This window comes from Variovorax sp. Sphag1AA, from assembly GCF_014192575.1.
Lineage (GTDB): Bacteria > Pseudomonadota > Gammaproteobacteria > Burkholderiales > Burkholderiaceae_C > Variovorax.
In genome coordinates, this window is record NZ_JACHYC010000005.1 from 275,123 (window position 1) to 295,516 (window position 20,394).

Consider the following 20,394-nt stretch of genomic DNA (forward strand, 5'->3'; position numbering starts at 1 on the left):
CTTCTTTCAGCGCCGCTTGCGCGGGGCGACGTTGCGCTTCGGTCGGGTCGGCGTGTCCTGCACGTCCAGCGATGGCGAGTCGGCCTCCCCGACGGCCGCACCAGCGCAGTTGTCGTCCTTGTCGACGACCGACAGGGCCACCTGCTTGATCCCGAGGCCCACGAGGCCGATGGCTTCGGCTGCAGCACGGCTCAGATCGATGATCCGTCCCGCGGCGTAGGGGCCTCGGTCGTTGATGCGGACCAGCACCTCGCGACCATTCACCAGACTGCGCACGCACACGCGGGTGTTAAAGGGCAGTGTCTTGTGCGCGGCGGTGAGCGCGGTCATGTCGAACCGCTCGCCGCTCGCGGTCTTCTTCTGATGGAACTGAATGCCGTACCACGAGGCGCCGCCGCGCTCGAAGATCTCGCGATTGGGATCCTGCGGCAGTCCGTCGTCCTGCTCGCCTGCGCCCGACACCGCAAGGTCGTAGCGAACCGAGGGCACTTGCGACCGTGGCGGCGCGCCGGGCGGAAGCGCCGGCTGCTTGACCAGTGGACGAAGCCCCTTTGGCTTGCCATCGCCCGAGCCATCGGGAGGCGCCGTCGAGCAGGCGGCAAGCAACACGGCCACGGAGGCCGCGGCGACGAGCCTGGCGAGCCGGATGCCCGAACTCATGCGCTCCAGCCGAGGCGCTCCAGCACGCCCAGCGTCGCGACCGACTGGTTCATCGTGTAGAAGTGCAACGCAGGCGCGCCGCCATCACGCAGTCGCTCGCACAGCGCAGCGACCACGTCGAGCCCGAAGGCCTTGATCGACGCCGTGTCGTCGCCGAAGCTCTGCAGGCGCAGACGGATCCAGCGCGGGATTTCCGCACCGCAGGCGTCCGAGAAGCGCATCAGTTGCGTCGAACTCGTGATCGGCATGATGCCCGGCACGATCGGCGTATCGATGCCCAGCGCGCGCGCTTCATCGACGAAGCGCCAGTACGCCTCGGGGCTGAAGAAATACTGCGTGATCGCCGAATCCGCGCCCGCGCGAACCTTGGCCGCGAAGGCCTGCAGATCGGCCTCAGGCGACTTCGCCTGGGGATGCACTTCGGGATAGCACGCGACCTCGATGTGGAAGTCGCGCCCCGTCTCTGCGCGGATGAAGGCAACCAGATCGCTCGCATAAAGGAATTCGCCGCCGATGCCGTAACCGCTCGGCAGGTCGCCGCGCAGGGCGACGAGGCGTTTGACGCCCATGGCCTTCAGCTCGGCCAGTTGCGTACGCACCGTCTCCCTCGTGGCGCCGATGCACGAGAAATGGCAAGCGGCGGAAACGCCCTCGCCGAGGATCTCGCGCACCGCGGCGAAAGTGCCTTCGTGCGTGGAACCACCCGCACCGTAGGTGACCGAGCAGAACTCGGGCGCCATCGCGTAGAGCTGCTGCCGCACGTTGCGCAACTTGGCTGCGCCTTCGGGCGTCTTGGGGGGAAAGAACTCAAAACTGAGCGGAAGGCGCACGGCCGGCTCCTTGTTCGCTGTTCGCGTGAACAGCATGAATGAAAAACTCTCGATTGCCATCGCCGCCCGCGATCGGGCTGTCGAGCCATTGCGCAACGCGCAGGCCCAGCGATGCGCAAGCGTCTCGCAAACGCTGTTCGACCGCACCGTAGAGCACGGGATCGCGAACGATGCCCCCTTTGCCGATCTGGCCGGGCTGCAGCTCGAATTGCGGCTTCACGAGCATGAGCAGGTCGCCACCGGGCTTCAGCAGCGGCGCCAGCGCCGGGAGGACGAGAGTCAACGAAATGAATGACAGGTCGCCAACGATGAGGTCGAAAGACGAATCCTCGGGCGACTGCGAGGCCCAGGCATCACGCGTGAGCGACCGGGCGTTGACCCCCTCGACCGCCGTCACACGCGCATCCGCCTGCACGCGCGGATGCAACTGGCCGTGGCCCACATCGACGCCGACCACGTGCGCAGCGCCCTTCTGCAGCAGGCAATCCGTGAAGCCACCGGTCGACTGCCCGACGTCGAGGCATCGCTTGCCCGTGGGATCGACGCCAGCCGACGCAAGAGTCCCTTCGAGCTTCAGGCCGCCGCGCGAGACAAAGCGCGCCTCGGCGGCGTCGAGCAACTCGAGCTCGGCTGACTCCGGCACATCGTCGCGGTTCTTCGCGACGGTGCGCCAGTCGGCGCCATCGCGCCAGCGGAGTCCGCCCGCAATGAGGCGAACCGCCTGCGACCGCGATGCGGCGAGGCCGCGTTCGACGAGCAACTGATCGGCGCGCAAAACGCTACGCCCGTCCCCGCTCAGTAGCGGTAGGTGTCCGGCTTGTAAGGGCCGTTCTTGTTAACGCCAATGTAGGCAGCCTGCGAGTCGGTGAGTTCGGTGAGCATGGCGCCGACCTTCTTCAGGTGCAGGCGAGCGACCTTTTCGTCGAGGTGCTTCGGCAGCACGTAGACCTTGCCGGCCTGGTAGGCGTCCTGCTTGGTGAAGAGCTCGATCTGCGCAATCGTCTGGTTGGCGAACGACGACGACATCACGAAGCTGGGGTGGCCCGTGCCGCAGCCCAGGTTCACGAGGCGGCCCTTGGCCAGCAGGATGATCTTCTTGCCATCGGGGAAGGTGATGTGGTCGACCTGCGGCTTGATCTCTTCCCACTCGTACTTTTCGAGCGAGGCGACATCGATCTCGTTGTCGAAGTGGCCGATGTTGCAGACGATCGCCTGGTCCTTCATCGCAGCCATGTGCTCGTGGCGGATCACGTCACGGTTGCCGGTGGTGGTCACGAAGATGTCGGCCTTGTCGGCCGCGTATTCCATCGTGACGACCTTGTAGCCTTCCATCGCGGCTTGCAGTGCGTTGATCGGGTCGATCTCGGTGACCCACACCTGCGCGCTCAACGCACGCAGCGCCTGGGCCGAGCCCTTGCCCACGTCGCCATAGCCGGCCACGCAGGCGACCTTGCCGGCGACCATCACGTCGGTGGCGCGCTTGATGCCGTCCACCAGCGATTCGCGGCAGCCGTAGAGGTTGTCGAACTTGCTCTTGGTGACCGAGTCGTTGACGTTGATCGCGCGGAACAGCAGCGTGCCCTTGGCGCTCATTTCGTTCAGGCGGTGCACGCCGGTCGTCGTTTCTTCCGTCACGCCGATGATCTCGGCGGACTTGCGGGTGTACCAGGTCGAATCGACGGCCAGCTTGGCCTTGATCGCTGCATAAAGGATGCGTTCTTCTTCGCTGGTCGGATTGGCGAGAACGCTCTGGTCCTTCTCGGCGCGCTGGCCCAGGTGCATCAGCAGCGTGGCGTCGCCGCCGTCGTCGAGGATCATGTTCGGGCCTTCGCCGGCCGAGCCCTTGGGGCCGAAGTCGAAGATGCGGTGGGTGTAGTCCCAGTAGTCTTCGAGCGATTCGCCCTTGATCGCGAACACCGGCGTGCCCTTGTCCGCGATCGCGGCGGCCGCGTGGTCTTGCGTCGAGAAGATGTTGCAAGAAGCCCAGCGCACGGTGGCGCCCAGCGCCTGCAGGGTTTCGATCAGCACCGCGGTCTGGATCGTCATGTGCAGCGAACCGGTGATGCGTGCGCCCTTCAGCGGCTGGCTCTTCGCGAACTCTTCGCGAATGGCCATCAGGCCGGGCATTTCGGTTTCGGCGATGCGGATTTCCTTGCGGCCCCAGGCGGCGAGGGAAATGTCAGCGATGGCCTGATCGGCGGAAGAAGATTTGAGAACGGCGCTCATGTCGGCTCCAAAGCAAGTTTGAAAGATGCCACTGCGTTTCGGGGAAGGACTCACCGCGAGAACAGCGGGTGAGCGTGGTTGCGATGTGTGTCCGAGCCTCACGCCTGCCGGCGCTGCAACGCTCCTCGGATAAGCGGCGGATTTTACCGCGTGCTGCCAGAACGCTGCCAGCGGTGGTTTCCGGTTCGTCCTAGACTGCCAGGCACCCTATCTTTCGCGAAGGTTGACATGTTCAGAGTTCGACTTCTTGCAGCATCCTTGTTCGTCGCCACTTCGGCGGCAGTTCCGCTCATCGGTCTCGCACAGGCGCAGGAGCCCACCGTGCGGGTGCGCGGCGTCATCGAACAGGTCGATTCGAAATCCATGACGGTCAAGGACCGCAGCGGCGAAGTGGTGACGCTCGTGCGTCCGGCCGACATGAACGTGTCGGAAGTGGTTCCGCTCACCATGGCCGACATCAAGCCCAACAGCTTCGTCGGCGCCGGCGCCACGCCGCAGCCGGACGGTACCCAGCGCGCGGTGGAAGTCCTGGTCTTTCCCGAAGCCGCACGCGGCACCGGCGAAGGCTTCCGCCCCTGGGACTACATGCCCAACGGCACGATGACGAACGCCACTGTCGCCACGCTTGCCGAAGCCCCGTCGTCGACACCAGGCGGCCAGAAGATGGTGCTGCGCTACAAGGATGGCGAGCAGACCGTCATCGTTCCGCCCGGCACGCCGATCGTGACATTCAAGCCCGGCAATGCCGACCAGGCCGCACTGGTGGTCCCAGGCGCGAAGGTGGTGGTGACCGCGCAAGTGAAGGACGGCAAGCCGACCGCGATGCGCATGCTGGTCGGTCGCAACGGGTTCACCCCGCCCATGTGATTCCGAGGGTCGGCGCGGCCGGCAACACCCGCTGCAAGGGCCCGGCCGGTAAAATCGCGGGCTTTGCCTTCGCCGCCCGCGCCCGTGAGCGCCCTACGTTCACCCTTTGGCGTTCACCCCATGACCTTCGCCTCCGAAACCCGCCGCCGCCGCACGTTCGCGATCATTTCCCACCCTGACGCAGGCAAGACCACGCTGACCGAAAAGCTGCTGCTTTTCTCCGGCGCGATCCAGATCGCGGGCTCCGTCAAGGCGCGGAAGGCGTCGCGGCACGCCACATCGGACTGGATGGAAATCGAGAAGCAGCGCGGCATCTCGGTGGCTTCGTCGGTCATGCAGATGGCGTATCGCGAGCACGTCATCAACCTGCTCGATACGCCCGGCCACAAGGACTTCTCCGAAGACACCTACCGTGTGCTGACCGCAGTCGATTCGGCGCTGATGGTCATCGACGCGGCGAACGGCGTCGAAGCGCAGACGCGGCGCCTGATCGAGGTCTGCCGCCAGCGCGACACGCCGATCCTCACCTTCGTCAACAAGATGGACCGCGAAGTCCGCGAGCCACTCGAACTGCTCGACGAGATCGAGCGCGAACTCGGCATGCCCTGCGTACCGATGACCTGGCCGGTGGGCCAGGGCAAGTCCTTCGGCGGGATCATCAACCTGCGTACGCAGGCGATGACGGTGTTCGAATCGGGCAGCGAACGCCTGCCGCAGGACTTCGAGACCATCCCGCTGACCGAGCGCGAGCAGCTCCAGAAGCGCTTCGGCCATGAATTCGATACCGCGATGGAAAGCATGGAGCTCGCGACCGGCGCATCGCCAGAGTGGGATCGCGAGGCCTTCCTCGCCGGCAAGCAGACGCCGGTGTTCTTCGGCTCCGGCGTGAACAACTTCGGCGTGATGGAAGTGCTCGATGCGCTGGTCGACCTGGCGCCGCCGCCGCAGCCACGGGTGAGCACCACGCTGGTCAACCGCCAGCCGGTGACCAAGGAGATCCAGCCGGACGACAAGGATTTCGCCGGGGTGGTGTTCAAGGTGCAGGCCAACATGGACGCCAATCACCGCGACCGCATCGCCTTCGTGCGCATGGCCTCGGGCAAGTACACGCCGGGCATGAAGCTCAAGGTGCAACGCACTGCCAAGGAGCTTCGCCCGACCAGCGTCGTGACCTTCATGAGCCAGCGGCGCGAGGCCGTCGAGGAAGCCTATGCGGGCGACATCGTCGGCTTCACCACCCATGGCGGCGTGCAGCTCGGTGACACGATCACGGACGGCGCTTCGCTGCAGTTCACCGGCCTGCCCTTCTTCGCGCCCGAGCTGTTCATGACGGTCATCCTCAAGAACCCGCTGCGTACCAAGCAGCTCCAGCAGGGGCTCGCCCAGCTTGGCGAGGAAGGCGCGATCCAGGTCTTCCGACCCGAAATCGGCGGCCCGATGCTGCTCGGCGCGGTCGGGCAACTCCAGTTCGAAGTCGTGCAGCATCGCCTCAAGACCGAATACGACGCGGACATCCGCCTCGAAGGCTGCCAGTACACCGGGGCGCGTTGGATCACCGCCGACACGCCCGCGGAGCTGCGCACCTTCGTCGACGCCTATCCGCAGCGCATGTCGCGCGATGCGGCCGATACGCTGGCCTTCCTCTGCACCTCGCCGTACGACGTGCGGCTGGCGCAGGAGCGCTTTCCGAAGATCCACTTCCATCCGCTGCGCGAACACGCGGGCCTGGCACTGCAGTCAGCAGGCGGATGAGCACCGCGACCGCCGACACGAACGGGCGGCGGCTGATGCAGCCGCTCGCGGACTGGCCTCTTGAGGCACGGCAAGGGCTGGTCGGCGTCTTCACCGACATCGACGACACGCTGACGACCGAGGGCGCGATCACTGCCGACGCGCTTGAAGCCATGGCCGCGCTGAAAGCGGCCGGCCTGCATGTGGTGGCCGTGACAGGTCGCCCCGTCGGCTGGAGCGAGCCCTTCGCGGCGGCGTGGCCGATCGACGCCATCGTCGCCGAGAACGGTGCGGTCGCGCTGGTGCCCGTCGGCGACGGCCGACTCGAGAAGCGCTATCAGCAGGACAGCGCCACGCGCGAACGGAATTTCGCGCGCATGCAGGCTGTGCTCGATCGCATCGAGAAAACCATCCCCGGCGCACGCCGCGCCACCGATTCGGCGGGCCGCGAATGCGACATCGCGATCGATCACAGCGAGTTCACCCGTCTCAGCGACGAGACGATCGCCGAAGTCGCTGCCGCAATGCGTGACGACGGCATGCACGCCACCGTCAGCAGCATCCACATCAACGGCTGGTACGGCGATCACAACAAGCTGGCGGGCGCGCGATGGATCGTGCGCGAGCTCTGGGATCGCCGGCTCGATGACGAAATGGACCTTTGGGCCTACGTCGGCGATTCGACCAACGATGCGCTGATGTTCGAGCACTTCGCGCACAGCATCGGCGTGGCCAACGTTCGCCGCTTCGAGGGCGCGCTGTCGCACCTCCCGCGGTATGTCTCGAAGCACGAGCGCGGCGCCGGCTTCGCGGAAGCGGCTGCCGCAGTACTCTCCGCGAGAAGCCTCAGCGCACGCTGAAGGCGACTGTCTTCGCGCGCGCGATCACGTTGCCGGTGGCCGTGTTGCTCATGAGCTCGAGCCTCGCGCTGTAGTCACCCTTCGGCGGGTTCAGCCACAGCTCGGTCTGTCCGCCATCGAGGTCGATGATTTCGGTCTTCTGGCCGGCACGCTCGAGCACGAGTCGGAAGTGGCCGGTGTCCGGCACCTTGGGCCCGGCGTGCGAGATGTTGAAGCCAATCGCGTGCATCTGGACGCGCAGCGGCGTCTGCACCGTCGTGCGATCGGCCGGGCTCAGCACCTCGATGCGCGGCACCCCTTGCAGGCTGGCCGCCGTCACTCCCGCGTTCTGCTTGCTCACCGTGAATTTCAACGGCTTGCTGTAGACGAAGTACGGAATGTGCCCCTGATCCGCAAGCACGAGCCTCATCGTGTACGTGCCCGGCGGCAGACTCACCACCGCCTCCATCTGGCCCTTGCCGAAGTGGATGTAGTGCTCGGTAAACGGCAGCGGCTTCGTGAAATCGAGCGGCAGTGGCTGATCGATCAAGAGATGGTGATGGCCCGCGGTGCCCGCCGTCTTGCCGGCTGGAACGATGCCGCGCATCGACAAGCCGAACCGCGCGACAAATGGCGATTCGACCGTCGCGCCATCCTTGAGATTGGTGAAGTAGGCCTCCGGCGACCAGTTCGGCGGCGGCACCACCCACGGATGCGTGACGACTTCGACGGCCTCCGTTGGTGGACTCGTCTGGGCGGTCGCAGTCACCGCCGCCAGCGAAGCCACGACCAAGGACACCCCCATGCCGGCTGTGCGGCGAATTCCATCCAACATGCCAACTCCTCCAGAAGTCGGCAAATTGTGTCATTGAGTTACTGCTTTCGTGGCAACGCAGTCCCTCGTTCTGGAAATTCGGTCACACCATGTCGCCTCGACCCGGAACAATGCACCCATGGATGTTGCGATCCGAACACTGCGAAGCGACGAGATTCAGCTCGCGATCGACGCGGCCGCACTCGAAGGCTGGAACCCCGGCCTGCACGACGCGCGCTGCTTCCACGCGGCTGACGCAAACGGCTTCCTGGTCGCCGAACACGACGGCCTGCCCGTGGGCTTCATCAGTGCGGTGTCGTATGCCGGGCAGTTCGGCTTCATCGGCCTCTACATCGTCGCGCCGACCTGGCGCGGACGGGGCATCGGGATGCAGCTCTGGAAGGCCGGCATGGGAAGGCTCAAGGGTCAAGTCGTCGGCCTCGATGGCGTTCCGGCGCAGCAGGACAACTACCGGCGCAGCGGCTTCGAGCTTGCATGGAACAACGCGCGCTTTGCCGGGCTCGCGCGGGATACGAACGCGGGAGGAAGCGCGGCGCAGATCGTCCCTCTTGCCCGCGTCGATTTCGGTGTCCTCTGCGCCGAAGATCGCCGCGTGTTCCCCGCGCCGCGCGAAGGCTTTCTACAGAGCTGGATTTCGATGCCCGATTCCACTGCCCTCGCATGGGTGGATCGGGGCCGTCTCGCTGGTTGGGGTGTGATTCGCCGCTGCAGGCAGGGCCACAAGATCGGTCCCCTCGTGGCGGAGAGTCACGACATCGCGAACGCGCTCTTCGATGCGCTATGCGCGGGCGTGCCGCCGGACGACACGGTCTACCTCGACATCCCGCTGCCCAACGCCGATGCGATGGCACTGGTCGACGCGCGCGGGATGCAAAGCGTGTTCGAAACTGCCCGCATGTACGCGGGTCCGGCGCCGGCCTGCGAGTTGGAGCGGGTCTACGGTATCACGACCTTCGAGCTCGGCTAGCGCCAACAAAAAAGCCCCGCATTGCGGGGCTTTCGTTGTTCGATCGTTGCAGCTCAGTGCTGGAGGATCTTGTTGAGGAAGTCCTTGGTGCGAGGCTGACGATTCTCGGGATGTCCGAAGAACTCGTCCTTCGAGCAGTCCTCGAGGATGCGGCCGCCGACGTCGATGAAGATCACGCGGCTCGCCACCTTGCGCGCAAAGCCCATTTCGTGCGTGACGACCATCATCGTCATGCCTTCCTTGGCGAGCGACACCATCACGTCCAGCACTTCGCCCACCATCTCGGGGTCGAGTGCCGAAGTGGGCTCGTCGAACAGCATCACGATCGGGTCCATCGACAGCGCACGCGCGATCGCCACGCGCTGCTGCTGGCCGCCGGAGAGCTGGCCCGGGAACTTGTCCTTGTGCGCCATCAGGCCCACGCGGTCGAGCATCTTGAGGCCGCGGGCCTTCGCCTCGTCGAGGCTGCGACCCAGCACCTTGACCTGCGCGATCGTCAGGTTCTCGGTGACCGACAGGTGCGGGAACAGCTCGAAATGCTGGAACACCATGCCCACTTTCGAGCGCAGCTTCGGCAAGTCGGTCTTAGGGTCGTTGACGCGAACGCCATTGACCGTGATGTCGCCCTTCTGGATCGGCTCCAGCGCGTTCACCGTCTTGATGAGCGTGGACTTGCCCGAGCCGGATGGCCCGCACACCACGACCACATCGCCCTTTGCGATGCTCACCGAGCAATCGTTGAGCACCTGCACGGGCCCGTACCACTTGGAAACGTTCTTGATTTCGATCATGTTGTCAGCCATGACTTTCCCTTTCGGTGTTCAGCGAATGATGGCGATCTTCTTGTGGATGCGCTTGACGACGTACGACAGCGCAAAGCAGATCACGAAGTAAACGACGGCCGCAAGGAGGTAAGCCTCCTCGGGACGGCCGAAATTCTTGCCGGCGGTCTCGAAACCCTTGAGCAGGTCGTAGGCGCCGATGGCGTAGACCAGCGAGGTGTCCTGGAACAAGATGATGGTCTGCGTCAGCAGCACCGGCAGCATGTTGCGGAAGGCCTGCGGCAGGATCACCAGGGTCATGTTCTGGGTGTAGGTCATGCCCATCGCCTGGCCGGCGAACACCTGGCCGCGAGGGATCGACTGGATGCCGGCACGCATGATCTCCGAGAAGTAGGCCGACTCGAAGCAGATGAAGGTGATGATGGCCGAGGTCTCGGCGCCGATGGGCCGGCCGATAACGAAGGGCACCAGCAGGAAGAAGCCCAGGATCACCATGACCAGCGGCACAGAGCGCATGCCGTTGACGTAGGCTGCCGCGGGCGTGTCGAGCCACTTTCGGCCAGACAACCGCATCAGCGCGAGCAGCGTGCCGAAGAACACGCCGCCGAGCGTCGCCACCACGGTGAGGAAGATGCTGAAGTAGAAGCCCTTCAGCACATACGTGCGGATCAGCTCCCAGCTGTAGAAGGAGAAGTCGAGGTTCAGCATTTCAGTGGCCTCCCCCTGCGCCGCCCGCAGCAACGAAGCCCGGCACCCGGAGCTTGCGCTCGATGTAGGTCATGAGCCGGTTCACTGCCATCGCGCTGATGACGTAGAGCACCACGACGCCGAGGTAGATCTCGATCTGCGCCGAGGTTTCCTCGCCGGCCTGCAGATAGAACTGGGCCAGTTCGGGAATCGACACGGCAAACGCCACCGAGGAATTCTTGAAGATGTTCATTGCCTCGCTGGTCAGCGGCGGCAGGATGATGCGATAGGCCATCGGAAGCAGCACGTAGCGGTAGTACTGCGGCGTTGTGAAGCCCATGGCCATGCCGGCATATCGCTGCCCGCGCGGCAAGGCCTGGATACCGGCACGGAGTTGCTCGGCCACACGAGCCGAAGTGAAGAAACCCAGCGCGCAGACCACCAGCACGAAGGGCGGGAAGTCCCGCATCGGCGGGATCATCTTCGGGAGCACGAAATACCAGAGGAAGACCTGGACCAGCAGGGGAATGTTGCGGAACAACTCCACCCATGCATTCCCGAAGCGGACCAGCCCGGGACTGTTGGGCAGCGTGCGCAACGTGCCGATGATGGACCCCACGATCAGCGCGACGAACCACGCGGCGAGCGACACCGACACCGTCCAGCCCCAGGCGTGCAGCATCCACTGCAAGTAGGTCTGGTCATGTCCGGAGGCGAAGCACCCCTTGACCACCTCGTTGTCTAGGGTGTCCTGGCAGAACACATCCCATCGCCAATTCGCCATTCGCAACTCCTCTGTCTTGATTGCTCTTCTATAAACAAACGCCCGCCACGCGGGCGGGCGCCTGCTCCCTCGGCTTGCAGATTACTTCGCGAAGTCCTCGGCCGGCTTGTTGTTCAGATTGGCCCAGGCAGCCTTGGTGGCATCCGACAGCGGCAGGTTGAGCGACACATTGTTCGGCGGCACCGGCTGCATCATCCAGCGGTCGTAGACCTTGGCCAGCGAACCGTCCTTGACCTGGCGGGCGATGCTCTCATTCACGGCCTTGGAGAACTGCGGATCTTCCTTGCGCATCATGCAGGCGATCGGCTCCACCGACAGTTCGGGGCCGACAATGGCGAAGTCCTTCGGGCTCTTGGACTTGGCGATGTTGGCGGCAAGGATGGATGCGTCCATCACGAAGGCGTCAGCACGACCGGATTCGAGCAGCAGGAAGCTGTCGGAGTGGTCCTTGCCCATGACTTCCTTGAAGTCGATGCCCTGGGCACGTTCGTTCTTGCGCAGGATCTGCACGGAGGTCGTACCCGTGGTGGTGGCTACGGTCTTGCCGGCCAGATCCTTCAGTTCCTTGATGCCCGAGTTGGCCCGGACCGCCACGCGCACCACTTCCATGTAGGTGTTGTAGGCGAACTCGACGTCCTTGGCTCTAGCCCGGTTGTTGGTGGTCGAGCCGCACTCGAGGTCGACGGTGCCGTTCTGCACCAGCGGAACCCGGTTCTGCGACGTCACCAACACGTAGTTGATGTTGAGCTTCTTGCCGACCTGCTTGCTGAGGTCATCGATGATGTGCTCGGCCATCTCCGTGTGGAAGCCGACGTACTTGCCGTTGCCGAGCGTGAAGGACAGCGCGGACGAATCGCGCACACCGAGGTTGATCGTTCCGCTTGCCTTGATCTTGGCGAGGGTGTCATTGGCTTGCGCAAACGCGCCGCCTGCGGCCAGCGCAAAGACGGCCAATGCCAATACCTGCTTCTTCATAAGGACTCCTGAGTGACTGAAAGGTAGGTCGGGATTCTAGACATTCACATTCTGTGGCAAACCGGGACGAACCCGGTGCATTCACGCACCGAAGTGGGTGCATTCCGCGTGCAGAAGCATCTCACTCAGGCGATGCCAAATGCCTCGCAGCTGCTCATGAAGCAGCCTTTGTGCCCGGTGCTCGATCTGCTTGCGAGATCGCCTCCCTGCACGCGGGCCAGTGCGACAGCGAACTGCGCGAACTTTAAGGAAGACGCGTCGCCAACGCCAATGCCGTATGCAATGCACGGCATGCGGTGGCTACATAGATTTGTGCAGCGCACAAATCGTGGGAGCGCAACTCAGCGCGCGGGCTGCGTCTGGACCAGATAGGCCCACAGGGCCTCGACCGTGCCTTTGGTCTGCGCGGGTGCGGACTCGGCCTTACCCGTGCGGTTCGCTCCCTTGGCCGAGGTCGCCGGGCGCTCGCGATACGCACGGATCTCCATGGTCGCTTCGAGCCTGTCGATCTCCGGCGGCAGCGCACTCACCAAGGTGCGGGCGCGGGCTTCCTTGCGCACGGCGCTCTGGGGCAGGAAAGCGATGCCGTGCCCTTCCAGCGCCATGACTTTGAGGCCCTCGGCCATGTCGGTCTCGTAGACGCGGTCGAGATGAATGGCCGTGCCCGAATCCCTGAGCAACTGGTCGACCACGCGCCCCAGGTATGCACCCGGCGCGTAGCCCAGGTAAGGCAGCGGCTGTCCAGCGCGCCCCGGGAGGCGGAAACGCGGCGCGCCATCGGCGTCCGGCTTGACCCACGGCGCCACCACCTCTTCACCGAGACTCACCATCTCGTAGCGGTTGGCATCGAGCGGCAGCGGCTGCGAGGGATGGTGATACGCGATGAGCAGATCGCAGCTACCTTCGACCAGTCGAAGCACGGCGTCGTGCACGTTCAGCGCAATGAGCCGGCTCTTCATCGGTCCGAACTGCTCGCGCAAGCTCGTCACCCAAGACGGAAAGAAGGTAAAGGCCAGCGTGTGCGGAACGGCGAACTCGATCACGTCCTGCGCCGCTGCCGAATGGCCCCGCAGCATGGCGCGCGTGCTCTGCAGCGCCTGGAGCATTTCGATGGCTTGCCCGTAGAGCGTCTGGCCGGCCGGCGTGAGTCGCGTCGGGTAGGAACTGCGATCCACGAGGTCGGTGCCCGCCCAGCCTTCGAGCGCCTGGATGCGCCGCGAGAAGGCAGGCTGCGTTACGTGACGCAACTGAGCCGAGCGACTGAAACTGCGCGTCTCGGCAAGGCTGACGAAGTCTTCAAGCCACTTGGTTTCCATGAACGCCGATTATGCGAGCGCTGCGACATACTCCCGCCATGCGCTCCGCCGACCTGCTCGCCCTTGACGCCACCACCCTGTCCCGTCGCATCGCGGCACGCGAAGTGTCATGCCGCGAGCTGATGACCGCCACTCTGGCGCGGATCGAAGCGCTCAATCCGCGTTTCAACGCGATCGTTTCCTTGCGCGATCCAGCGCAATCGCTGGCCGAGGCCGATGAGCGCGATGCACAGCTCGCGCGCGGCGAGCGCCTCGGGTGGATGCACGGATTCCCGCTCGCGGTGAAGGACCTGAGCCACGCAGCCGGGCTGCCGACGTCGATGGGCTCCCCACTCGCTCCACGTACACCGGCGCGCGCGGACAGCCTGCACGTCGCTCGCGCACGAAACGCTGGCGCCATCGTGATCGGCAAGACGAACACCCCCGAATTCGGCCTCGGCTCGCACACCTACAACACGGTGTTCGGCACCACCCTGAATGCCTTCGACCCGACGAAAAGCGCGGGCGGCAGCAGCGGCGGTGCCGCGGTCGCACTGGCGCTCGGCATGCTGCCGGTGGCCGATGGCAGCGACATGATGGGATCGCTGCGCAATCCGGCCGCGTTCAACAACGTGATCGGCTTTCGCCCCTCCCGGGGCCGCGTGCCAGGCTCGCCGGACGAGGAGCTGTTCTTCCAGCAACTGGGCAGTGAAGGCCCGATGGCCCGCACCGTCGAGGACGCCGCCCGACTGCTTTCGGTGCAGGCGGGTTTTGATCGGCGCGTGCCGCTCTCGCTTCCGGGCGGCCTGCCCGCGCCGGATGCGCTGCAGCTCAAAGGCGACACGAAGGGCCTGCGCATCGGCTGGCTCGGCAGCATCTGGCCGGACCTGCCGCTGGCGCCCGGCGTGCGCGAGTTGTGCGAGCGCGCATTGAAGACCTTCAGCGACCTCGGCTGCGTCGTGGAACCGTGCGAACTCGATGTGCCGCGCGAGCAGAACTGGACCGCCTGGCTGCATCTGCGGCAGATGCTGGTCGGCGGCAAGCTGGGCGCGGTGTATGCCGATCCGGCCCTGCGCAAGCGACTCAAGCCCGAGGCGCAATGGGAAGTCGAACAGAGCCTGAAGCTCGATGCGGCGGCCATCTATCGGGCAACGGTGTACCGATCGAATGTCTTCCGCGCCTTCGTGCGCGTGTTCGAGACCTTCGATTTCGTGGCTGCGCCGACGGCACAGGTCTTCCCCTTCGATGCGCAGCTGCCATGGCCCGACAAGGTCGGCGACGTGGCGAGCGACACCTATCACCGCTGGATGGAGATCGTGACCCCCTTCACGCTGGCCGGGCTGCCCACGCTCAACCTGCGTGCCGGATTCGGTGACGGCGGCCTGCCGATGGGTCTCCAGCTGGCAGGGCCGATCCACGGCGACCTCGAGGTATTGCGACTGGGTAGTGCCTACGACAAGTCCTGCGAGTGGCGCGACGTCCACCCGCCCGTGCTCGACGAACTGCCCGCCTAGATCGGCGACACGACGCCGCGGCCGGCGAAGTGGCCTTCGGCGTTCGCCATGAACCGGTTCACCGACGCCTGGGTCGCCTCGGGCGACCACCCGGCCATGTGCGGCGTGAGCAAGACGTTGTCGAGACCGATCAGCGGCTCGGGCCGATGGGGCTCGCTCTCATACACATCGAGCCCTGCACCGGCAATGCGACCTGAGCGCAGCGCCTCCGCCAGCGCGAGCGTGTCGACGACGCTGCCGCGCGAGATGTTCACCAGATAGCCTTGCGGCCCAATCGCATCGAGCACTCTGGCGTTGACCAGATGCTTCGTGCCCGAGCCGCCGGGCGTCGCCACCACCAGCACGTCGGCCCACTGGGCCAGCACCTCCAGGCTGTCGAAATAGCGATGCGCCGAGCCTTCGCGCGGCTTGCGGTTGTGATAGCCGACCTCCATGTCGAAACCCGCGGCGCGCTTGGCGATCTTCTGCCCGATGGTGCCGAGCCCGAGGATGCCGAGCTTCTTGCCCGAGACATTCGGGGGCTGCGGGATCTCCTCGCGCCAGACGCCTTCGCGGCACAGACGGTCGAGCGTGCGAATGCGTCGCACGGTGCCGATCAGCAAGCCGAAGGCGTGGTCAGCGACGCAGTCGTCATTCGTGCCGGCGCCGTTTGCAGTCACGATGCCCCGCGAGCGCGCAGCCTCCAGCGCGATGAGTTCATAGCCGGCGCCCATGGCGCACACCAGTTCGAGCTTGGGCATTGCCGCCATCTCTTCCGCCGTGAGGCCGACCACACCAATGGTCAGCACCGCCCGGTACTTCGCGCCATGCTCGGCGATGGCGGCTGCGCGCTCGGCGGGCGTCGGTGCGTAGGTCAGGTCATAGACCTCCGCGACCTGCGCCCGATGCGCACTCGAAAGACTGCTCAATACCAAAAGTGGGATCTTCCCGGACATTCGAACAACTCCTCAAAAAGAAATCAAAGCACCGGCTCCGCCTCGAGCTTCTGCAATCTCCACATCTGCGCGTACTTGCCCTGGCTGGCAAGCAGCTCGGCATGCGTGCCGCGCTCGACGATCACGCCGCTCTCGAGCACGAGGATCTCGTGCGCATCGACAACCGTCGAGAGGCGGTGCGCGATCACCAGCGTGGTCTTGTTGCGCGCTGCGCTCTTGAGCTCGGCCTGGATCGCCCGCTCGTTCGCTGAATCCAGCGCCGACGTCGCCTCGTCGAAGATCACGATCGGCGGGTTCTTCAGCAGCGTACGCGCGATCGCCACGCGCTGCTTCTCCCCGCCCGAGAGCTTCAGCCCGCGCTCGCCGACCATCGTGTCGTAGCCCTTGGGCGTATGCGCGATGAAGTCATGAATCCGCGCGGCGCGTGCGGCCTCTTCGACTTCTTCACGGCTCGAACCGGGGCGGCCGTAGGCGATGTTGAACTCGATCGTGTCGTTGAAGAGCACCGTGTCCTGCGGCACGATGCCGATCGCCTGCCGCACGCTCGACTGGGTGACCTTGCGGATGTCCTCGCCGCCGATGGTGATGCGGCCCTGCTGCACGTCGTAGAAGCGGTAGAGCAATCGGGCCATCGTGGATTTGCCCGAGCCGGACGGTCCGACGACCGCAACGGTCTTGCCCGCCGGAATCTCGAAGCTCACGTTCTTGAGGATCGGCCGCGCGGCTTCATAGGCGAAGCTCACGTTCTCGAAGCGCACCGTCGAATCCATTCCCGCCAACGGACGCGCACCAGGTGCGTCGCGCACCTCGCGCTCCTTTTCGAGCAGCAGGAACATCTTGTCGAGGTCCGTCAGGCTCTGCTTGATCTCGCGATAGATCACACCGAGGAAGTTCAGCGGAATGTAGAGCTGGATCATGAAGGCGTTGACCATCACGAGATCGCCCAGCGTCATGCGCCCGTCGACCACGCCCTCTGTCGCACGGTAGAGCATCGCGACGAGGCTGATCGCGATGAGGACCTGCTGGCCGGTGTTGAGCATGCTCAGCGTGGTCTGGCTCTTGACCGCGGCCCTACGGTAGCGCTCCAGGCTTGCGTCGTACCGTGTGGCCTCGAAGTCCTCGTTGTTGAAGTACTTGACCGTTTCGTAGTTGAGCAGCGAATCGACCGCGCGGCTTTGCGCCATCGTGTCGAGCTCGTTCATCGTCTTTCGGAACTGGGTGCGCCACTCGGTCACCGTCACGGTGAAGGTGATGTAGAGCACCAGCGCGGCCAGCGTGATCCAGACGAAGGCCGCATCGAACTTGACGCCGAGCACGGTGAGCACCAGCGTCAGCTCGATGATCGTCGGCACGATGCTGTAGAGCGACATCGAGATCAGCGAATGAACGCCGCGGGTGCCGCGCTCAATGTCTCGGGTCATGCCGCCTGTCTGGCGCTCCAGATGAAACCGCAGGCTCAGCGCATGCAGGTGGCGGAACACCTCCAGCGATATCCTGCGCGCCGCACCTTCCGTTGCCTTGGCAAAGACCAGTTCACGCAGCTCATTGAAGACCGAAGTCGAAAGCCGCAGCAGTCCGTAGGCCAGCAACAGCCCGACCGGCACCACGAGCAGCGACGCCGCGCTGCCGGGCTTGATCGACATCGCATCGACCAGATTCTTGAGCAGCACCGGCACGCCGACGTTCGCGACCTTGGCGCCGACCATGAAGGACAGGGCCGCGAGGACGCGCCATTTGTAGTGCCAGAGATAGGGAAACAGCCGTCGGAGCGTCGCCCAGTCGGAGCGGTCGCTCCGCGCGGGCTCACCTGCAGATACGTTATGGGGGGATGAAATGGCTTCGCCGCTGCGGCGCATGGGGGACAATCGTGGGGTTTTGTTTCACCAGATTGTGCCCATGTCCGCTTCTTCCAGTGCCAACGTGGCCGCCACGCTCAAGAGCCTCCCCGCCGACATGGAGCTGGTGCTCAAAGTCATCCCGATGCCGGCCGACTGCAATGCCAACGGCGACATCTTCGGCGGCTGGGTCATGGCGCAGTGCGACCTCGCCGGCTCGGTGATTCCTGCGCGCTTCGCCAAAGGTCGCATGGCGACGGTCGCGGTCAATGAATTCGTCTTCAAGCAGCCGGTGCGACTAGGCGACATCCTGTCGTTCTATTCGAAGCTGGTGAAGATCGGGCGCACCTCGATCACGGTCACGGTCGAGGTGTTCGCCGAGCGCTTCCACTCGCAAGGCGAGTACATCAAGGTGACCGAAGCCACCTTCACCTACGTTGCCATCGACGACAACGGCCGCCCGCGTCCGATAGCAGGCTAGCCTGATCAGACCTTCGAGAAATCCGGCTTGCGCTTTTCCATGAAGGCCGTGAAGGCCTCGCGCGCGGCCGGTTCGCGCAGCATGCGGCCGAAGCTCTTGCCTTCCTCGCCCATGCGCTCCAGCACGGCCGGCTGCTGCGACTTCTTCATCAAACGCTTCGTCTCGATCAGGGCACTCAGCGGCTTGGCCGCGAGCTTGCGGGCCTGGGCCTGAGCGATCGCGTTGCATTCGGTCGGCGGCACCACGCGATTGACGAAGCCGATCTCAAGCGCCGCCTCGGCCATGAACGGATCGCCCAGCAGGAGTGCTTCTGCCGCACGGTGATAGCCGAACATCTGCGGCACCAGAAGGCTCGACGCCGCTTCGGGGCACAGACCCAGGTTCACGAAAGGCATCGAGAACGCCGCGTTGTCGCCCGCATAGACGAGGTCGCAATGGAACAGCAGCGTGGTGCCGATGCCCACCGCCGGGCCGCAGACCGCCGCGACGATCGGCTTCGGGAAGCCCGCGATGCCGCGCAGAAAACGAAACACCGGTGATTCTTCCGTGGACGGCGGGGCGTTGAGGAAGTCCCCGATGTCATTGCCCGCGCTGAAGATGGTGGCGTCGCCCTGGATCAGCACGGTGCGCACCGCACTGTCCTGCTCGGCCTTCGCCAGCGCATCGGCGAGTTCGGCGTACATCGCGCTCGTGATCGAGTTCTTCTTGTCGACGCGGTTGAAGGTGATGGTCATCACACCGGCTTCGGTGTGGACGAGGATGTCGCTCATGGTGAGTCCTTGCAAAAAAAGAAGCGCTCAGGCGGCAAGCGCCTCGCGCACGAAATCAAGTCGGTCCTGGCCCCAGAACATCTGCTTGCCGACGAACATGGTCGGCGCGCCGAACACGCCGCGCTCCACCGCCTCCTGCGTGGCCACCTTGAGGCGGTCTTTCACATCCGGGGCACTGGCCAGGGCGATCATTTTCGCGGGATCGAAGCCGGATTCCTGCAGCACTGCACCCACTGTCGCGGGATCGTTCAGGTTGCGCGGCTCGACCCACATGGCGCGGTACATCGCATCGACGTAGGCCGGGAAGCGCGCGGGCTCGTGCAGCTGGATGCCGATGGCGCCGCGCATCAACAGCAGCGTGTTGATCGGGAAGCTCGGGTTGAACTGAAAGGCCACGCCGTAGCGCCGCGCGAAGCGTGCCAGGTCCTTCATCATGTACGGCCCCTTGGCAGGGATCGTCGCCGGCGAGTGGTTGCCGGTCGCCTGGAACACGCCGCCAAGCAGCATCGGCTTCCAGGCCAGTTCGGCGCCCGCCTCCTCACACAGCCGCGGCAGCTGCGTGGCGGCGAGGTACGAAGCGGGGCTTCCGAAGTCGAAGTAGAACTCGACCGATTTCGTCATGGGGTTGTCTCCTCAGAACTTCTCGGACCACGGGCGCAGGTCGAGCTCGTGGGTCCAGGCATCGCGCGGCTGCGAATGCAGCATCCAGTAGGCATCGGCGATGTGCTCGGGGTTGAGGATGCCATCCTGCGACTTCATCGCATAGCGCTCGGGGAAGTTGCTGCGGATGAATTCCGTGTCGATCGCGCCGTCGATGATCGAGTGCGCGACATGGATGCCGCGTGGGCCGAGCTCGCGCGCCATGCTCTGCGCGAGCGCGCGCAACGCCATCTTCGCGCCGGAGAACGCGCCGAAGTTCGCGCCGCCGCGCAATGACGCAGTCGCGCCGGTGAAGATGATCGTGCCGCGATGGGCGCCCTCGGGCAGTTCGCGCGCCACCATGCGCTTCGCGACCTCACGCCCGTTCAGGAAGCCCGAGAAGCAGGCCATCTCCCAGACCTTGAAGTACTTGCGCGCGGATTCGGTCAGGATGCTCTCGGGCACGTTCGCGCCGATGTTGAACACCAGCACTTCGATCGGGCCGATGTTCGCTTCGATCTGCTCGACTAGCGCGACGACTTCTTCCTCCTTGCGTGCATCGCTCGCGAAGGCGTGCGCCTTGCCGCCTTCGGCCTCGATCTGCGCGACCAGCGGCTGGAGCTTGTCGAGGCTGCGGCGCGTGACGCATGTGGCGTAGCCGCCGCGAGCGAACCTGCGCGCGATCGCCCCGCCCGTCGCGTCGCCCGCGCCGACGATCAGTGCCGCCTTGGTGGATGCCATC

Annotated in this window: 21 protein-coding genes and 1 riboswitch; of the genes, 6 read left to right on the forward strand and 15 right to left on the reverse strand. The window is 65.0% G+C overall.

From position 1 onward, the window contains the following. Positions 1-6: 6 nt before the first annotated feature. From FHW64_RS20825 to ahcY, 4 genes are read right to left on the reverse strand one after another with little or no spacing between them, the layout of a single operon-like run. Positions 7-660, reverse strand: a complete 654-nt coding sequence (locus FHW64_RS20825) for a septal ring lytic transglycosylase RlpA family protein (RefSeq protein ID WP_184529741.1) — start codon at positions 658-660, stop codon at positions 7-9. Continuing rightward, a complete protein-coding gene (metF, locus tag FHW64_RS20830) occupies positions 657-1,490 on the reverse strand; it encodes a methylenetetrahydrofolate reductase [NAD(P)H] (protein ID WP_184529743.1) in 834 nt (277 codons plus the stop codon). Before metF ends, FHW64_RS20825 begins: the two co-directional genes overlap by 4 nt. Then, positions 1,468-2,265, reverse strand: coding sequence for a TlyA family RNA methyltransferase (locus FHW64_RS20835; protein ID WP_184529745.1), 798 nt, complete (start codon positions 2,263-2,265; stop codon positions 1,468-1,470). The genes metF and FHW64_RS20835 overlap by 23 nt, the downstream gene beginning before the upstream one ends. Positions 2,266-2,285: 20 nt before the next feature. Further along, positions 2,286-3,716 carry an adenosylhomocysteinase gene (ahcY, locus tag FHW64_RS20840; RefSeq protein ID WP_184529747.1) on the reverse strand — a complete coding sequence of 477 codons (1,431 nt, stop codon included), beginning with the start codon at positions 3,714-3,716 and terminating at the stop codon, positions 2,286-2,288. 63 nt (positions 3,717-3,779) lie between these two features. After that, a riboswitch (S-adenosyl-L-homocysteine riboswitch) is annotated at positions 3,780-3,849 on the reverse strand. A 95-nt stretch (positions 3,850-3,944) separates the two neighbouring features. Here ahcY and FHW64_RS20845 point away from each other — a divergent pair. The 3 genes from FHW64_RS20845 (at position 3,945) to FHW64_RS20855 (ending at position 7,174) form a co-directional block, all read left to right on the forward strand. Then, positions 3,945-4,583 (forward strand): hypothetical protein, encoded by a 639-nt coding sequence (locus FHW64_RS20845; RefSeq protein ID WP_184529749.1) that lies wholly within the window; start codon positions 3,945-3,947, stop codon positions 4,581-4,583. 120 nt (positions 4,584-4,703) lie between these two features. Beyond that, positions 4,704-6,335, forward strand: coding sequence for a peptide chain release factor 3 (locus FHW64_RS20850; protein ID WP_184529751.1), 1,632 nt, complete (start codon positions 4,704-4,706; stop codon positions 6,333-6,335). Positions 6,336-6,370: 35 nt separating this feature from the next. Continuing rightward, a complete protein-coding gene (locus FHW64_RS20855; RefSeq protein WP_184530444.1) occupies positions 6,371-7,174 on the forward strand; it encodes an HAD-IIB family hydrolase in 804 nt (267 codons plus the stop codon). Here the strand turns inward: FHW64_RS20855 and FHW64_RS20860 are convergent. Beyond that, positions 7,161-7,988 carry a DUF4399 domain-containing protein gene (locus tag FHW64_RS20860; protein WP_184529753.1) on the reverse strand — a complete coding sequence of 276 codons (828 nt, stop codon included), beginning with the start codon at positions 7,986-7,988 and terminating at the stop codon, positions 7,161-7,163. The genes FHW64_RS20855 and FHW64_RS20860 overlap by 14 nt on opposite strands. A 118-nt stretch (positions 7,989-8,106) precedes the next feature. Here FHW64_RS20860 and FHW64_RS20865 point away from each other — a divergent pair, with 118 nt between their 5' ends. Then, positions 8,107-8,955, forward strand: a complete 849-nt coding sequence (locus FHW64_RS20865) for a GNAT family N-acetyltransferase (RefSeq protein ID WP_184529755.1) — start codon at positions 8,107-8,109, stop codon at positions 8,953-8,955. A 53-nt stretch (positions 8,956-9,008) separates the two neighbouring features. Here FHW64_RS20865 and FHW64_RS20870 read toward each other — a convergent pair whose 3' ends face one another. The 5 genes from FHW64_RS20870 to FHW64_RS20890 all read right to left on the reverse strand — a co-directional run bounded on the left by FHW64_RS20870 (position 9,009) and on the right by FHW64_RS20890 (position 13,499). Further along, the gene (locus FHW64_RS20870; protein ID WP_184530447.1) at positions 9,009-9,746 is read right to left on the reverse strand and encodes an amino acid ABC transporter ATP-binding protein; all 738 of its coding nucleotides are present in this window, start codon (positions 9,744-9,746) and stop codon (positions 9,009-9,011) included. Between the two features lie 30 nt (positions 9,747-9,776). After that, on the reverse strand, positions 9,777-10,445 hold the full coding sequence (locus FHW64_RS20875; RefSeq protein WP_184529757.1) for an amino acid ABC transporter permease: 669 nt from the start codon (positions 10,443-10,445) through the stop codon (positions 9,777-9,779). Between the two features lies 1 nt (position 10,446). Next, positions 10,447-11,208 carry an amino acid ABC transporter permease gene (locus FHW64_RS20880; RefSeq protein ID WP_184529759.1) on the reverse strand — a complete coding sequence of 254 codons (762 nt, stop codon included), beginning with the start codon at positions 11,206-11,208 and terminating at the stop codon, positions 10,447-10,449. 81 nt (positions 11,209-11,289) lie between these two features. Then, positions 11,290-12,183 (reverse strand): amino acid ABC transporter substrate-binding protein, encoded by an 894-nt coding sequence (locus FHW64_RS20885; RefSeq protein WP_184529761.1) that lies wholly within the window; start codon positions 12,181-12,183, stop codon positions 11,290-11,292. 341 nt (positions 12,184-12,524) lie between these two features. Continuing rightward, entirely contained in the window at positions 12,525-13,499 is a 975-nt protein-coding gene (locus tag FHW64_RS20890; protein WP_184529763.1) for a LysR substrate-binding domain-containing protein, read from the reverse strand. 38 nt (positions 13,500-13,537) lie between these two features. On the opposite strand from FHW64_RS20890, the gene FHW64_RS20895 reads away from it, so the two are divergent. Beyond that, entirely contained in the window at positions 13,538-14,992 is a 1,455-nt protein-coding gene (locus FHW64_RS20895) for an amidase (RefSeq protein WP_184529765.1), read from the forward strand. Here the strand turns inward: FHW64_RS20895 and FHW64_RS20900 are convergent. Together FHW64_RS20900 and FHW64_RS20905 are read right to left on the reverse strand one after the other, a co-directional pair. After that, positions 14,989-15,927, reverse strand: coding sequence for a 2-hydroxyacid dehydrogenase (locus FHW64_RS20900; RefSeq protein ID WP_184529767.1), 939 nt, complete (start codon positions 15,925-15,927; stop codon positions 14,989-14,991). The genes FHW64_RS20895 and FHW64_RS20900 overlap by 4 nt on opposite strands. Positions 15,928-15,950: 23 nt before the next feature. Continuing rightward, positions 15,951-17,783, reverse strand: coding sequence for an ABC transporter ATP-binding protein/permease (locus FHW64_RS20905; RefSeq protein WP_184529769.1), 1,833 nt, complete (start codon positions 17,781-17,783; stop codon positions 15,951-15,953). Between the two features lie 40 nt (positions 17,784-17,823). Between FHW64_RS20905 and FHW64_RS20910 the strand changes: the two genes are divergently transcribed. After that, positions 17,824-18,243: an acyl-CoA thioesterase gene (locus FHW64_RS20910; protein WP_184529771.1), complete on the forward strand. Its 420-nt coding sequence runs from the start codon at positions 17,824-17,826 to the stop codon at positions 18,241-18,243. 5 nt (positions 18,244-18,248) lie between these two features. Here FHW64_RS20910 and FHW64_RS20915 read toward each other — a convergent pair whose 3' ends face one another. From FHW64_RS20915 to FHW64_RS20925, 3 genes are read right to left on the reverse strand one after another with little or no spacing between them, the layout of a single operon-like run. After that, positions 18,249-19,013, reverse strand: a complete 765-nt coding sequence (locus FHW64_RS20915; protein WP_184529773.1) for an enoyl-CoA hydratase — start codon at positions 19,011-19,013, stop codon at positions 18,249-18,251. A gap of 27 nt (positions 19,014-19,040) precedes the next feature. After that, positions 19,041-19,634 carry a 2-hydroxychromene-2-carboxylate isomerase gene (locus tag FHW64_RS20920; protein WP_184529775.1) on the reverse strand — a complete coding sequence of 198 codons (594 nt, stop codon included), beginning with the start codon at positions 19,632-19,634 and terminating at the stop codon, positions 19,041-19,043. Between the two features lie 12 nt (positions 19,635-19,646). Beyond that, positions 19,647-20,393: an SDR family oxidoreductase gene (locus tag FHW64_RS20925; RefSeq protein ID WP_184529777.1), complete on the reverse strand. Its 747-nt coding sequence runs from the start codon at positions 20,391-20,393 to the stop codon at positions 19,647-19,649. Between the last annotated feature and the right edge of the window lies 1 nt (position 20,394).

Bases quoted from the DNA above. Each gene is read 5' to 3' on its own strand.
- FHW64_RS20825 (WP_184529741.1), bottom strand. From the start codon at position 660: ATGAGTTCGGGCATCCGGCTCGCCAGGCTCGTCGCCGCGGCCTCCGTG.
- ahcY (WP_184529747.1), bottom strand. From the start codon at position 3,716: ATGAGCGCCGTTCTCAAATCTTCTTCCGCCGATCAGGCCATCGCTGAC.
- FHW64_RS20845 (WP_184529749.1), top strand. From the start codon at position 3,945: ATGTTCAGAGTTCGACTTCTTGCAGCATCCTTGTTCGTCGCCACTTCG.
- FHW64_RS20850 (WP_184529751.1), top strand. From the start codon at position 4,704: ATGACCTTCGCCTCCGAAACCCGCCGCCGCCGCACGTTCGCGATCATT.
- FHW64_RS20855 (WP_184530444.1), top strand. From the start codon at position 6,371: ATGCAGCCGCTCGCGGACTGGCCTCTTGAGGCACGGCAAGGGCTGGTC.
- FHW64_RS20860 (WP_184529753.1), bottom strand. From the start codon at position 7,988: ATGTTGGATGGAATTCGCCGCACAGCCGGCATGGGGGTGTCCTTGGTC.
- FHW64_RS20865 (WP_184529755.1), top strand. From the start codon at position 8,107: ATGGATGTTGCGATCCGAACACTGCGAAGCGACGAGATTCAGCTCGCG.
- FHW64_RS20870 (WP_184530447.1), bottom strand. From the start codon at position 9,746: ATGATCGAAATCAAGAACGTTTCCAAGTGGTACGGGCCCGTGCAGGTG.
- FHW64_RS20875 (WP_184529757.1), bottom strand. From the start codon at position 10,445: ATGCTGAACCTCGACTTCTCCTTCTACAGCTGGGAGCTGATCCGCACG.
- FHW64_RS20880 (WP_184529759.1), bottom strand. From the start codon at position 11,208: ATGGCGAATTGGCGATGGGATGTGTTCTGCCAGGACACCCTAGACAAC.
- FHW64_RS20885 (WP_184529761.1), bottom strand. From the start codon at position 12,183: ATGAAGAAGCAGGTATTGGCATTGGCCGTCTTTGCGCTGGCCGCAGGC.
- FHW64_RS20890 (WP_184529763.1), bottom strand. From the start codon at position 13,499: ATGGAAACCAAGTGGCTTGAAGACTTCGTCAGCCTTGCCGAGACGCGC.
- FHW64_RS20895 (WP_184529765.1), top strand. From the start codon at position 13,538: ATGCGCTCCGCCGACCTGCTCGCCCTTGACGCCACCACCCTGTCCCGT.
- FHW64_RS20900 (WP_184529767.1), bottom strand. From the start codon at position 15,927: ATGTCCGGGAAGATCCCACTTTTGGTATTGAGCAGTCTTTCGAGTGCG.
- FHW64_RS20905 (WP_184529769.1), bottom strand. From the start codon at position 17,783: ATGCGCCGCAGCGGCGAAGCCATTTCATCCCCCCATAACGTATCTGCA.
- FHW64_RS20910 (WP_184529771.1), top strand. From the start codon at position 17,824: ATGTCCGCTTCTTCCAGTGCCAACGTGGCCGCCACGCTCAAGAGCCTC.
- FHW64_RS20915 (WP_184529773.1), bottom strand. From the start codon at position 19,013: ATGAGCGACATCCTCGTCCACACCGAAGCCGGTGTGATGACCATCACC.
- FHW64_RS20920 (WP_184529775.1), bottom strand. From the start codon at position 19,634: ATGACGAAATCGGTCGAGTTCTACTTCGACTTCGGAAGCCCCGCTTCG.
- FHW64_RS20925 (WP_184529777.1), bottom strand. From the start codon at position 20,393: ATGGCATCCACCAAGGCGGCACTGATCGTCGGCGCGGGCGACGCGACG.